This is a genomic window from Pseudomonas mendocina (genome assembly GCF_900636545.1).
Lineage (GTDB): Bacteria > Pseudomonadota > Gammaproteobacteria > Pseudomonadales > Pseudomonadaceae > Aquipseudomonas > Aquipseudomonas mendocina.
This window is the reverse complement of the sequence record NZ_LR134290.1, coordinates 2,014,615-2,028,397: the sequence shown is the minus strand read 5'-3', so window position 1 is coordinate 2,028,397 and position 13,783 is coordinate 2,014,615. Positions and strand designations below refer to the sequence as shown.

Genomic DNA, 13,783 nt, shown 5'->3' with positions numbered 1-13,783 from the left:
CGACTGCGCCCTGTAGATAGTGGGTTTACAGTCAAAACTCGTGCCAAGACAGTAGAACTATGCCTCGGCCTTGAACAGCAGGCTGCGCACCTCCGACAGATTCTCTGCCAGCTTGAGCGCCTCCTCCGATGGAATCTGTCGGATCACGTCGCCCGACCCAGCATCCGTCACCTTGACCACAACGCGCCCAGAGCCGTCATCCACCGCAAAGTTGATACTGCGACGCACAGACTGGACGAATTCCTGGATGGTGGCTACTGCATCCTCGACCTGTTCCCGACTCACATCCTGAGTCGGAGCGACTGGGCGAGCAGTGGACTGCTCATCGGCCGACTGGGCCGAGGCGATCTGCGTCAGGCTCTGCTTCTGACGCGAATCCACAGCTGTGGAGACACCGCCATCACGAACCAGTGGGGGGTTAACAGGGGACTTTATCGAACCGACGTCCATAAATTACTCCTCAGAATGAGGTAACGGGGAGAAGAGCCAGGCCCTTCCCCCCGTAGTCTAGCGCCTTCGAGCTTAGCCCAGCAGACTGAGGACAGCCTGCGGCAGCTGGTTGGCCTGGGCCAGGATCGCGGTACCGGCCTGCTGCAGGATCTGATTCTTGGTCAGTTCCGAGGTTTCGGCAGCGAAGTCAGTGTCACGAATCCGGCTACGAGCAGCAGAAGAGTTCTCAGCGATGTTCTGCAGGTTCGAGATGGTGTTCTCGAAACGGTTCTGCACGGCACCGAGCTGAGCACGCTGGCTGTCGATGTTGGAGATCGCGCCGTTGATGATACCCAGTGCATCCTGAGCCCCCGTCGCCGTGCTGATGTCGATGGTGTTCACCGCATCCAGCTCACTGAAGCCATCGGAACCCAGACCGCCAGTCATCCCGGTAACCTGGAAGGCATCGGCTGCTTCGAGTTGTACCTGACCGTCAGCGCGAGCACCACCGCCTTCGGCAATAGTGGCGGCAGTACCGACATCATCTGCACCGTCAAAGCTCTTAGCCTGCAAAGACGCGCCACCCGAACCAGCGTAGTTAGTGATCTGGATCGCATCACCGCGCGAGCTGACCAGCTCGATGGTGTCACCCTTGGAGACTGCCGAGATACCGGTTTTGCCGGTTTCACGGTTGATCGCATCCGCCAGCGACTTCAGATCGGTAGTGTCGGTGACAACAGCCGAGACGGTTGCAGCATCAGAGTCCTTGGACTTGCTGGTAACACCGGACAGGTTGAACGACACCGTACCCGAGGCAGTGATGCCACCGAGCGTCGCCACAGTACGGGAGTTGGCTGTTACACCAGTCTCGTCGCTCTTGGCGTTTACTGCACGAGCCACTTCACTGGCAGATCCACTAGCCGCACCGGAGATGGCAACATCGCCGTCGGACAGCTTGGAGTTGATGTTGAAGGAAGTGCTGCTGTAAGCACTGCCCGAGGTGGCGCTGAAAGCTGCACCGGAAGCGATGGCCTGAGCGGCCCCACCGGAAGTGGTGACGCGGTTGATACCGATACGATCAGTGGCAGCGGAGCCGATGGAAACGCTGATGGTTTCGTAGGCGTTGGAGCCGACCTGGAAGCTCTGCGAACCGAAGCTGCCGTCAAGAATCTTGCGACCGCCAAAGCTGGTGGTATCAGAGATACGGTTCAGTTCTTGTTGCAGCTGAGCGACTTCCCCCTGAAGGGCGGAACGCTCGATGGCACCGTTGGAACCGTTGGCCGATTGCAGGGCCAGGTCACGCATACGCTGCAGAATGCCGGTGGACTGCTGCAGGGCACCTTCAGCGGTTTGCGCCAAGGAGATACCGTCGTTGGCGTTACGGGTCGCTACGCCCAGGCCAGTGATCTGGCTGGTCAGGCGGTTGGCGATCTGCAGGCCTGCAGCGTCGTCTTTGGCGCTGTTGATACGGTAGCCAGTGGACAGGCGCTGGAGGGAAGTATCCAGGCCTTTGGACGAGGTGTTCAGGTTACGCTGAGTGTTGAGGGACGCAACGTTAGTGTTGACTGTAAGGGCCATGGTATTGCCTCCAGATGACCTTAGAACCGTTTGTCTGAGCTTGCGAGCTCGGGCCTGCATGCTCAGACGCCCAGAGAGTTCGCATTCGATCTCTTTATCGGCGCTTGCCTAAGGAGCTTTAGAGACAATTTTCAGCTTTTTTTTATTCTTTACAGTCAACCACTTAACCAGTCACTCACGCTTTATGGACGCCTTTGACTGAAATCCGTCGAGCACTATTGCAGCACTCGACGGTTTTTGCGGCACATTCAGTCAGGCATCCAGGCCTTGCGCCAGCGTTCCAGGTTCTCACCGTCCAGCATCCAGTCGCGATAAACCGCTTCGCGCAGGCGATCACCCGCCTGAGCAGTGGCATCCAGATCGCTGATATGCATGCGGATGGCGTCGACCCAATCGCGGAAGCGATTTTTCACCCGCGTCACAGGAAGATCTCCGCGATAACACACCAAGTCACTGCAGATCACCGGAAAGCCGCAGGCGCCATACTCCAGCAGGCGCAAGTTGCTCTTGCACTCGTTGAACAGATTGGCCTCCACCGGCGCCAGCGCCAGATCGAGATCCAGATTCGCGAGCGCAACCGGGTAAGACTCGATATCGACACCGCCGTGAAATTCATTAATGAAGGGCCGGATAGCATCCGGACACATGCCCATAAATACCCACTCGACCTCTCCCGCCAACTCGCGGACGACATCGACGATCAGATCCAGATCGCCGGTATGGCTGACCCCACCAGCCCAGCCGACCCGAGGCTTACGCCCTCGCCGACGCTGGCTTTGCAGCCCCTTCCACCATTTCACTGGCAGACGGTTCTCGATTACACGGATATCACCATGCAAACCGGCGAACGCCTCTGCCAATGGCTGAGTGGAGACTACGAAGCGGTCGACAAACTCCAGACCGCGACGCAGAGACTTGAGGATATCGCGGGGCATCTGATCCCGATGCACGCTTTTCAGCGGCAGATTGGGTAAATAGTCGTCCAGCTCGTAGACCTTGAACGCCCGCGAGAAACGCTTGATACGGCGCATGGCCTCCAGGCGATCATCGCCAATCTGGCGCTGCAACACGACCACGTCCGGGTCGTAGCGCTCCAGGTCTGTTACCTGCAACAACCCCATGGACAGAGTGCCATCGGCCAACCCCTGAGACTTCAGCGCCGTTAGCGGCTGGATGACGCGGTAATGACCACATCCCCAGGGGTCGGCCGGGTGGGCCAATACCACCGGTAAAGGACGCCAACTCAGAGGACGCCAGGTCAGGGACACATCGCTTTCCAGATCGAAGCCCCGCCCGCTCAATGCCAGATTACGGTTGTATGCACGATCGTTTGCCAGCTGCGGCAGGTAACGCTCGTAGAGCTGATCTTCTGCCGCGGTACTGGCCCGTACCTGCTCCGCCTCATGCAGGATGATCGCGTTTGCCGCCCAGACCGTCAGATACCCGGCATCGCGCACGCGCAAGCAGAGATCCACATCGCGGAAGGCATTCAGCCCGGCATCCATCCCACCAACCTGGCGGAACACTTCGGCACGCACCATCAGGCATTGCTCACCGACGGCGCTGTAGTTCTGATCCACCTGCAGACGTTGCATATAGCCCGCCGCATCCAACGCCTCACCGGCGAAGGCGGCCGTCGCCGGGCCGTTGACACCCAGCAGCAGCCCAGCCTGGGCGATACGTCCGTCCGGCGTCAGCAGCTTGCCGCCGACCACACCGACCTCCGGCCTCTGAGCGTGGTTGAGCAACTCATCCAGCCAGTCAGCATTGACGATGGCCGCTTCGCCAGAAAGCAGCAGCAGGTATTCGCCACGTGCCTGCTCGGCAGCGCGATTCTGCGCGAGCCCAGCTTCTGAGGGAAACACGCGAACCTTGTCGTCACCGAGTAACGCCACCTCACGCAACCAAGCGCTGACGTCAGCCCGCGTGCCGCTATCGGCCAGCAACAGCTCGTAATGACCGTAGGCCGTCTTTTCCAGCAAGCTGTCGGTACAGCGCTGCAAAGCGGCCAACGGCACATCCGTGGCGAGAATGATCGACACCAGGGGAGCAGCGCCATGGCCGTAGTGCACCCGATAACGTCCCGGCAAGCCGGGCAGCACCTGAGCCTGATAGCCTCGATTACCCAGGTGACGCTCGATCACCCGGCGCTCGTCAGGATTGTCACGCAGCGTAGGCGCTTCGGTGATCAACAGCGGCTCATCGATATGACCCAGGCCAGCCAGACCTTCCTGTTCGATGAAGCGGGTCAGCAGTTCGAACTCAAAAGCATCGGGGAACGCCGAGTCGAAGCCACCGACAGCGAGGAACAGATCGCGGCGATACAACCAATGACGCGCCATCACCATCGGGAAGCTGAGCAGCAGATCCAGGTTGAAGCCCGGCAGGAAGGCCCCGCCCAAGCTGCCGTCCGGCAGGCGTTGAAGTTGATCGCCATACACCGCGCGGCATTCGGGGTTACCAGCCAGTTCGAGCCCGGCGACCATCAGACCGCTCTGGGTAAACTCATCGCCGGCACGCGCCAACATGAACCACTGGCAATCGCAGGCCTCGACCGCGCGGTTGATCTGCGCAACCAGAGGCTCGTCGGCCATTTTCAGGAAATGCAGCTTGTCCGCCGCCGAGGTGGCGGGCGCGTCGGCCGGGGTGATCACCAGAATACGCAGCGTCGCATAGAGGCAGCGCTCGCCGAGCAGGCTCTTGAGCGTGGCCATCAGCGCCTCGGACTGCCCCTCGGTATCGACTACCACCACACCAATCAGCGGCCCGCCCTGGTGCCCCTGCAGATAGTCGAAGATCAGGCGGTTTTCAGCTGCGGTCGGCAAGCGTTTGGCCAGCCACTGCGCAAGCCCATCCTTGGGTCGTTCCCCCAGGCTTTCGAGCATCTGCTGACGACCACGCTGCAGCCCCTCGCTGGCGGAACCGCCGTAGCGCTCGTAGAGCTCGCGGTACAGCGCCGGGAAGTTCTTGCGCTCACGACCGAGCATGTGGTCGCCGCCGGCGCCCGGGGCACGGGTGTGGACTTCGCTGGTCACCGTCGGTACGTGCACGAACGGGTAGCGCGTGGCCATACGCAGGAGCATGTCCCAGTCTTCGAAGGCCGCCAGCCCGGTGTCGAACTCACCGACAGTGGCCAGCATCTGGCGCGGATGTGCCCAGGTGTTGACCGGGATGTAGTTCTGCACGAACAGGCGATCGCGGTCGAACACCTCGTGCTTGAACGGCTGGTCACGACCAAGCTCGATACGCTGGCCATCCTCCAGCTTTTCATTGACGTACTCGACGCCGGTATAAATGACGCTATCTGGATGCTGCTCGAAGGCCTCGGCCAGCACGGCAAGGTGGTTGGGCAGATAGATGTCGTCATCGTCGAGGTAGACGATGTAGCGCCCACGCGCCAGCTTGAGGCCGGCGTTACGCGCGGCTGACAAGCCCTGGTTGCGGCCCTGGCGGATATAGGTGATGGGAAACGCGTAATCGGCCAGCAGGTGTTCAACCGGCTCGCCGTTATCGTTGATCAGAATGACTTCGAAATCGCGCAAGGTCTGGTTGCCGACGCTGGCCAGAGCATCCTTCAACAAATCGGCGCGGTTGTAGGTGGTGAGGATGATGGAGAACAGGCACGTCGCAACCTCATCATGGCTGTTCTGCTCCAGCAGCGCACGACGGACGGCATCGATGCGCACCTGCAACGGCGCCCGAACCTCGGCCGGATAGGCCTCGAAACGCTGGCGGTAGAGCTGCCAGATCGGTTGCGCAGCGCCTCGCATGCGCACACGGGTCGGCGCGTCATCCAGGCACATCTCGAGAATCTCGGTGTGCTCGCGCAGCGGACGGTCACTGCCATAGAAACTCTTGGAGATCTGTCCGCCGTGCACCCGATAGCCGACGCTGGGTTGGCGCAGGAATACGAAATCGGGCGCCACACGGGCCAGGCGAATCCATAGTTCCCAATCGCCAGCGAGCATGTCGTGGCGGTGGATGCCGCCTTCCGGCAGTGCGACGAGATGCAGTGCACTACGGCGCAACATGGCGGCGGAAGGCGTGATGTAGTTGTCGAAACACAGCAGGTCGATTACTTCGTCGCGCCCACCGCAATACGATGCGCGCCGGTGCCCTGGGTGATCCGCGTACTGCTGGCGTACCCCCTGCTCGTCGATCCAGTAGCACTGGGTATAGCCCAGCGCAGCCTGCGGACTGGCATCCATGGCCTCGACCAACGAGGCCAGGTGGCCCGGGTAGAGCACGTCATCGGAACCCAGTACCACCACGTAACGACCGCGCCCGGCCGCCACGCACTTGTTGTAGTTGCCGGTCATGCCCAGGTTCTGGGGGTTGACCTCGAAATGCAGGCGCGGCTCGCCGGCATAGCGTTTCAGAACCTCCAGGCTGTCGTCTTTCGAGCAGTCGTCGTAGACCACCACCTCGAGCCGTACACCCTCCTGAGCCAGGATCGAATCGAGGGTCTGAGCCAGGAATGCGGCATTGTTGTAGGACATCACCGCAACGGTGACATCTACGCCCTCCTCCTGTGGCTCGACAGAAAGCGGCTCGGGCAGCGTTCTGCGGCGCCGCCCGGCGAGCTCGCTCTGCAAAGTCGCGACGCCCAGCGGCTGCTCAGGCAGCGCCTGGCTGGCGCGCTGTGCATCCTGGGCCAGCCATTGGAGCAGGGCCTCGATGGGAATTTCTACGTTCCAGTGGTAGACAACGCTGTGGGTGCCAGGCAAGCCCTTGACCGGGTGATAGACCAAACGCACGCCCACCGCAGCAGCCAGGGCATGGAAGAACCAGTACCACATCTGCGGATTATCCTGGATCAGCATCACCAGGGTGCCGCCACGGGGCATCCACAGAAGATTGGCGGCAGCCGCGCCAGAACCGAGGATCGCCAGTTCGCAACCGGCTAGCGCACGCACCTGCGAGGCAAAGTCGCGCACCTCCGGCTGAAAGGCCTGAAAGCCATCGCGACTGAGCTCGCGGATCAGCTCCTGCTGGTTGACGATAGTACGGCCATTGCCGCCCGGCGGCCGAATCAGGTAGGCCTTGTCCTGGCCCTCGACCGCAGCGCAGCGGGCCTTGACCTGGCTGGCCATCCAGGCAATGGCCGGCGGATAGAGATGGTATTCGTCACCGCGATAGACGTAGCCGGCACGCGGCTCCCAGATATCGGCGGTGTCGGAGAAATGGTGCAGCACAGCCACCTGGCAAGCACTTCCCGGCGGCACGCAAAGCGTACGCTCACGCGGCCAGAACAAAGCCAGGGCATCCATGATAGAAGCCGGCAAGCCAGCCTCGACCAGCACCACGGTATCGTGTGGCAGGTCGGCCTGCTCGATCCAGTAGAAGCGCCCGAGCTTCTCGCTCAACCAGTGCGCATAGTTGCCGTTTTCCCAGCCGAAGAAGCTGATGGCATTGGCCACCTGCAACGACTCGCCCTTGCCGGCGAAAAACGCGCACGTGCCGTTGTCATCGACGCGCAACCCGTGTTTTTCATACCAGGCGTTATTCACTCGCCCAAGGTTGTCGTAAACGCCGTCGCAGACATACTCACCATTGGCGATATCGCCAATACCGGCCATGCCGGCGACCAGGCGCACATCGTGAAAGCGTCCGCGGTACTGAACCAACATGCGCTGCCGGGCCTGCCGCACGCTTTCCGGCAGAGAGAATCCCACCATCTCCAGCGGTGCCGGCGACCAGCTCTCGGCGGCAGCCAGCTCGGTCAGATCGACACAGCCCTTGGCGCTTCGGGCGGAAACGACCCTGGCGCTGACCACTGCGTCTGGCAGATGACTTCCCTGGGGCATGCAGAAAACTCCGATTGAAAAAAGTGAAAACAGCCAGCCGGGTTATGGCGGCCACAGGCCGCAATGGCGGATTACTTGCCGTTGGCAGCCAGGGAGAACTGGTCGTAGTCGCGGTAGTAATCGTCTTCGCTGTAGTGCTCGGACGCCAGCACCATGCACACCGAGCCGCTGGAGAAGTTGTCGATCTCGCGCCAGATCATCGGCGGAATATAAAGACCGTAATAGGAACGGTTGAGGTGGTACTTGAACTTGGTTCGCCCATCATCCAGCAGGATGTCGAAACTGCCCGACATGGCGATCAACAGCTGGTGCAGCCCCTTGTGAGCATGGCCGCCGCGGTGAGAGCCGCCGGGAACGTCATAGAGGTAGTAGACACGCTGGATATCGAAGGGAATGTGTCGCCCTCCCTCGATGAAAGTGAGGTTGCCACGCCGATCCTCGACGATTGGCAGATCGATGATCTTGCAGTGCTGAAGAGACATAGAACGCTCCAAATACGCTGGTGTAACCCATTCCCGTCTGCCTCCCGATCACCTTCCAGGTGACCGAGCCCATGCAGTCGCTGCGTCAAGAAAACATGATAGACAGGGTCGTTATGCTCCAAAGCAAAACTCGAACCACCTTCCCTATCAGACGCGGAAAGCGTTGCACGCTTCAATGGTCTGCTCGACCCATTCATTTGCCATTCCCGGGTATAGCGGCAAGCTGAGCACCTCGCCAGCCAGGCGTTGCGAGAGCGGCAGGTGCCGGTCGGCAAACTCGGGGTAAGCGGCCTGGCGATGGATGGGAATCGGGTAGTGGATCAGGCTCGGTACGCCGTGACGCTCGAGATGCGCCTGCAAGGCCTCTCGTGCCTCGCAGCGTATGACGAACTGGTGCCAGACGTGGCTTCCGGACACGTGCGGAGCCTGGGGCAGTTGCAGATGCGGGTTGTCTATGCCGGCCAGATAACGCGCCGCCAGGTCGCGTCGGGCCAGGGCATCATCAACCAGACGCGCCAGCTTTACCCGCAAAAGCGCAGCCTGCAACTCGTCAAGGCGCGAATTGATGCCCTGCAACTCGTGCACGTACTTGCGGCTGGAGCCGTAGTTACGCAGCTTGCGCACCTGCTCGGCCAGATCATCGTCGTTGGTGGTCAGAGCACCGGCATCGCCAAGTGCGCCAAGGTTCTTTACCGGAAAAAAGCTGAAGCCTGCCGCATCGCCGAGGGCACCCGCAGCGTGCCCGCGGGCATCCACTGCGCCATGTGCCTGAGCCGCATCCTCGATCAGCAACAGCCCGTGCTGATCGGCGAGTGTGCGCAGACGCCGCATGTCAGCCAGACGCCCGTACAGGTGCACGGCGATGATTGCCCGTGTGCGCGGGCTGATTGCGGTCTCGACGGCAGCCGGATCGATGTTGAACGTGTCCGCCTCGGGCTCGACCAAGACCGGCGTCAGCCCAGCCTCACTGACGGCCAGCGCGGTGGCGACAAAGCTGTTGTCGGGCAGGATCACCTCGTCACCCTCGGCCAGACGCCCCAACTGCCGATAGCCACGCAAAATCAGGGTCAGTGCATCCAGGCCGTTGCCCACGCCGATGGCATGCGCCACTCCACAGGCAGCCGCGTACTCGGCCTCGAACGCGGCGACTTCGGTACCCAGTACATACCAGCCGGAACGCAGCACCCGCTGAAACGCCTCGGTCAGTGCTGCTTCATCGCGCCGGTTGATCCCGGCCAGATCGAGAAAAGGAAACATGTCACTCATCCAGGTAACGCACGATACGTGCAGGGTTGCCAACGACCAGCGCGCGGGCAGGAACATCGCGGGTCACCACCGCGCCGGCGCCGACCATGGCACCGGCGCCGATGGTCAGGCCTGGCAGGATGACCGCCGCGGCACCAATGGAGGCGCCACGTTCGATCACGGTCTGCGGGAAGCTGTCGGGATATCGCTTGGAACGCGGCAATCGATCATTGGTGAAGGTGGCGTTGGGACCGATGAAAACATCGTCGGCGATACGCAGGCCGTCCCACAGGTATACGCCGCATTTCACCGTAACCCGATCACCGAGCACCACGTCGTTCTCGATGAAGCAGTGGGCGTTGATGTTGCAGTCGCGACCGATGCGCGCCTGCGCGAGGATCACCACGAACTGCCAGACCGAGGTGCCCTCACCAATCGAGTGGCTTTTGACGTCCGCGGACGGATGGATCGATGCCATGTATGGACTGCCCTTGAGAGAAGTTTCGAGCGTAGCAAGCCTAGCCTGAAGCGTCACGGAAGAAGCGCCTCAACCGCCGGTTAATTTCCAGTAACATGGCGCATCGGTAATCGCCAGGACGGGACGGCATGGCCAGCGAACTCGAACGCTTCGGTTTTCTGATTCACAACCCTGAGATGTTCAATCACTACCACGCGGTCTGGCAGCACCTGCCGACAGGCAGCGTGGAGATCGCCGTTACCGGCAAGACGCAGCAGGACATCGACGCCGTGGTCGCCGGCTGCCAGCGGCATCAGTTGCCATGGCGCGACGCACGCGAAATGCTCGCCCGCAAGGAGCGCTACACCACCCTGGTGTCGAACTTCCCCCAGCATTACCTGCGTGGCGCAGACTCGCCCTACCTGCCCAAGTCCATCGGCCGCTACAACCTGCGGTTCATGTACGCCAACGGCAAGGCTGGCTGGAACTTCCAGTCCTGGAACCAGGTGTACGACAGCATCCTCTGCTTCGGCCCTTATCAGGCTGAGCACCTGGAATTCTGCCAGGACACGCTGAAGATCCAGATGGGCTACCCCCGCTTCGACCGTTTCTTCAACCAGCCGCTGGATCGCACAGCGCGCCTGACCGAGCTGAAACTCGCCCCCAATCGGCAGACCGTGGTGTGGCTGCCGACCTGGAGCACGCTCAGCTCGATCGACCTGTTCGCTGCCGCCGTCGCACGTTTGCAGGCGCGCTACAACGTCATCGTCAAACCCCACCCGATCACCATCACCGACGAGCCGGCGCGCATGCGCGAGCTGGAGCGTTTCACCTGCGTGATCCGCGAACATATCGACAACGTCGTGCTGTTCCAGCTCGCCGACTTCCTGCTGTGCGACTACGGTGGCTCCGCCTTCGGCGGCATCTACACCGATCGCAATGTGCTGCTGCTCGACCTGCCCAAGGCCGAAGCCGATCCGCTGATGGGCGAGGACTCCTCGGACATCTGGCTGCGCAAGTACCTGCCTCACCTTGGTAACCAGCACAGCGGTCGCCTCGAAGAGTTGTTGGAGGATGCCAGCCTGTGGGAGGCCCAGCGACCGATCCGCAAGACCCTCAGCCATTACTACTTCGCGCCGTTCTACGGTTACGCTGGTCAGGTAGCCGCCGTGGCGATCGCCAACAGTGCCCGCTCCCTGGCAGGGAGAGGCTGATGGTCATCTGGTTGATCGGCCTGTCCGGCTCGGGCAAGACAACACTCGGTCGCGAAATCACCCGCCAGTGGAAGCAGCAGGCAGCCAATACCCTGCTGGTGGATGGCGACGAGGTTCGGCGCATCTTCCGCCAGGATACCCAGGCCGCGGACTACAGCCTGGCAGGGCGGCGTCTCAACGCCGAGCGCATCTTCGAGCTGTGCGCCTGGCTCGATGCGCAGGAGATCAACGTGGTATGCAGCATCCTGTCGATCTTCCCCGATCTGCGCGCGCTCAACCGCACACGCTTTCGCCACTACTACGAGGTCTACCTCAACCCGCCGATGCAGACGCTGGTCGAGCGCGACACCAAGGGGCTCTACCGCCAGGCGCTGGCCGGCGAGATGAGCGACATGGTGGGCGTGGACATACCCTTCCCGCCACCCAGCGCAGCGGATCTGGAAATCGACACCAGCCAACCGACCGACATAGCCGAATTGGCCCGTGACATCCTGCAACGAGCACAGGGGTCGATGGCATGAGCGACATCGACTACCCCTACAGCCAGGGTGATCGGCTCGAGGAGCGCAACACCTACTTCTACAGTCAGTACCACGGCACGGCCTTCTTCCCGGCGTGGCGTGCGAGCCGTCAGACGGCGCTGGCGCAACTGCCTCCAGCGCAGGCCGTGCCGTTACCCGTAGCCGCCGAACACCACGAACACCCTGCGAATACAGCTGCACTGCTGGCCGACCTGTTGCACGCGGCCGCGGATGCACCGGGCAAGCGGCGCCTGGCCGAACGTTTGCTGCAACGCTTCGAGGTCAGCAAGCGCCTGCACCGCCGCTATGACGTGAACTTCAAGGCGGTCGCCGATAACGGCTACGATGACCTGAATATCTACCTGCAATTCGCCGTGCTGTGCCTACATCAAGCCGAGCAGCCTGGCGCCCTGCCCTTTCTCAATGGCCTGCTCAAGGTCATCGACAGCCTGATCTCGATTCTCCCGCGCCTGAGCCCGCCCCAGGGCGCTCAGCTCGCCTGGCTGATCGCGGCCGAACAGGATTGGGTCGCTCGCATTGCATCACAGGCCAACGTGGAGCTCGCCCCATGACCCACCTCGACGACGTTCTGCTGATCGCAGCGCACAGTGCGCGCAGCCAGGCTTACGTGCAGACCCTGGCTGCCCATGGCCTGATGCCCTCCCACGCCTTGCTGCTCGGCGAGGCGCCGCAATCCCCCACGACGCCGAGCGAGCCGGCCCGAGAGCTGATGGGGGTTCTGCTGCCGGATCTGGGCATCCCCCTCAGCCGCACCCTGGCCGACTGCGATGTACCCATCACCTGCCTGGCGACACGCGACATAAACGATCAGCAGGTCATCAATGCCGTGCGTGAGCGGGCACCGCGTCTGGTGATCTTCTCCGGGTATGGCGGGCAGATCGTCAAGCCGCCCCTGATCGAACTGGGCATCCCGCTGCTGCATGTACACAGCGGCTGGCTGCCCGACTACCGTGGCAGTACGACCGTCTACTACAGCTTGCTGGAAGAAGGCGTCTGCGCCGCCAGCGCCATTCTGCTCGACACTCAAATCGACACCGGCCCGGTACTGGCCCGCAAACGCTACCCGGCACCTCCACTGGGCACCGACATCGACCGCCGCTACGACACGGCGATCCGCGCCGACCTGCTGCTGGAGGTGCTGCGCCGCTATCAGGCCAGCGGCGAACTGGACGTGGTGTTGCAACAGGACGCCGAACAGGGCAACACCTACTACGTCATTCACCCGGTGCTCAAGCACCTGGCGCTACTCAGCCTGCCCGGCGCGACAGACTGAACACGCAGTCGTTCAGGCGTGTAGCGCCTCTGGGGTGAACAGCCGGTGATAGAGCGCCAGGTCATCGGCAGCGTCCACCTCTCCCCAAGGGCCTTGTACCGGCGACACGGCGATTGGCAGACCGGCCTGCAGCAGCAAGCGCAGCAGGCTGGTCATGTCCAGACGGTCTATCGCCTCGTCGCCTCGCTGCAGCAACAACTCGCGCACCTGCCCCCAGCCGGACGGGGTGAACTTGAGCAGGCCCATGTACTGCCCCTCGATCTCGGCGACGCTCTGACAACGCTCGCCAATGGTGGCCAGATTGCCGCTGGCATCTAGGCGGAAGCTCTCGGCATCGGCCAGCGGGTCGGCAAAACGTTGTGACCACAGCGCATGCCAGTGCGGATCGTAGGCAATCGCCAGGTCGGCCTTGACCCGGCTCAGGGTCGCCACGGTGGCGGCACTGTAGAAGATATCGCTGTAGCTGACGATGCAAGCCTCCGCCGCCAGCCAGGCATCTGCGGCCAGCAGGGTGCGCACCATGTTGCTCTGTTGCCAGCGGGGGTTTTCGAAGTAGGTCAGCGGCTCGTCAAAGCACTCGCCGCGATACCCCCGCACCAGGGCCAGGCGCTCGATACCGGCGCCCCGTAGCGCCTGCAGTTGCCAGTCCAGCAGGCGACGCCCGTGCAGACGAGCGAAGCACTTGGGCTGCTCGGCGGTCAGCTCGCCCATGCGGCTGCCGCGCCCGGCAGCGAGGATGATGGCACGTGTCATGGA

11 protein-coding genes are annotated in these 13,783 nt (G+C 62.1%); 4 read left to right on the top strand and 7 right to left on the bottom strand.

Translation table 11 applies throughout. The features are described 5' to 3' along the window. Positions 1–57 precede the first annotated feature (57 nt). The 6 genes from EL191_RS09295 to EL191_RS09270 form a co-directional block, all read right to left on the bottom strand. Entirely contained in the window at positions 58–450 is a 393-nt protein-coding gene (locus EL191_RS09295) for a flagellar protein FlaG (protein ID WP_041769400.1), read from the bottom strand. A 72-nt stretch (positions 451–522) separates the two neighbouring features. Beyond that, the gene (locus EL191_RS09290; protein WP_041978331.1) at positions 523–2,007 is read right to left on the bottom strand and encodes a flagellin; all 1,485 of its coding nucleotides are present in this window, start codon (positions 2,005–2,007) and stop codon (positions 523–525) included. 248 nt (positions 2,008–2,255) lie between these two features. Continuing rightward, the gene (locus EL191_RS09285) at positions 2,256–7,814 is read right to left on the bottom strand and encodes a glycosyltransferase (protein WP_080764262.1); all 5,559 of its coding nucleotides are present in this window, start codon (positions 7,812–7,814) and stop codon (positions 2,256–2,258) included. A 71-nt stretch (positions 7,815–7,885) separates the two neighbouring features. Continuing rightward, positions 7,886–8,296: a sugar 3,4-ketoisomerase gene (locus tag EL191_RS09280; RefSeq protein WP_013714967.1), complete on the bottom strand. Its 411-nt coding sequence runs from the start codon at positions 8,294–8,296 to the stop codon at positions 7,886–7,888. Positions 8,297–8,443: 147 nt separating this feature from the next. Beyond that, a complete protein-coding gene (locus EL191_RS09275; protein WP_080764261.1) occupies positions 8,444–9,553 on the bottom strand; it encodes a DegT/DnrJ/EryC1/StrS family aminotransferase in 1,110 nt (369 codons plus the stop codon). Position 9,554: 1 nt separating this feature from the next. After that, positions 9,555–10,019 carry an acyltransferase gene (locus EL191_RS09270; protein ID WP_041978327.1) on the bottom strand — a complete coding sequence of 155 codons (465 nt, stop codon included), beginning with the start codon at positions 10,017–10,019 and terminating at the stop codon, positions 9,555–9,557. A gap of 128 nt (positions 10,020–10,147) precedes the next feature. Between EL191_RS09270 and EL191_RS09265 the strand changes: the two genes are divergently transcribed. The 4 genes from EL191_RS09265 to EL191_RS09250 are packed head-to-tail and all read left to right on the top strand — an operon-like array spanning position 10,148 to position 13,027. Beyond that, positions 10,148–11,212: a CDP-glycerol glycerophosphotransferase family protein gene (locus EL191_RS09265; protein WP_041978325.1), complete on the top strand. Its 1,065-nt coding sequence runs from the start codon at positions 10,148–10,150 to the stop codon at positions 11,210–11,212. Then, on the top strand, positions 11,212–11,733 hold the full coding sequence (locus EL191_RS09260) for an adenylyl-sulfate kinase (protein ID WP_041978323.1): 522 nt from the start codon (positions 11,212–11,214) through the stop codon (positions 11,731–11,733). The genes EL191_RS09265 and EL191_RS09260 overlap by 1 nt, the downstream gene beginning before the upstream one ends. After that, the gene (locus EL191_RS09255; RefSeq protein ID WP_041978321.1) at positions 11,730–12,305 is read left to right on the top strand and encodes a hypothetical protein; all 576 of its coding nucleotides are present in this window, start codon (positions 11,730–11,732) and stop codon (positions 12,303–12,305) included. The genes EL191_RS09260 and EL191_RS09255 overlap by 4 nt, the downstream gene beginning before the upstream one ends. Continuing rightward, positions 12,302–13,027, top strand: coding sequence for a formyltransferase family protein (locus EL191_RS09250; protein WP_041978319.1), 726 nt, complete (start codon positions 12,302–12,304; stop codon positions 13,025–13,027). Before EL191_RS09255 ends, EL191_RS09250 begins: the two co-directional genes overlap by 4 nt. A gap of 12 nt (positions 13,028–13,039) precedes the next feature. On the opposite strand, the gene EL191_RS09245 is transcribed toward EL191_RS09250, so the two are convergent. Next, positions 13,040–13,780 (bottom strand): phosphocholine cytidylyltransferase family protein, encoded by a 741-nt coding sequence (locus EL191_RS09245; RefSeq protein WP_041978317.1) that lies wholly within the window; start codon positions 13,778–13,780, stop codon positions 13,040–13,042. Between the last annotated feature and the right edge of the window lie 3 nt (positions 13,781–13,783).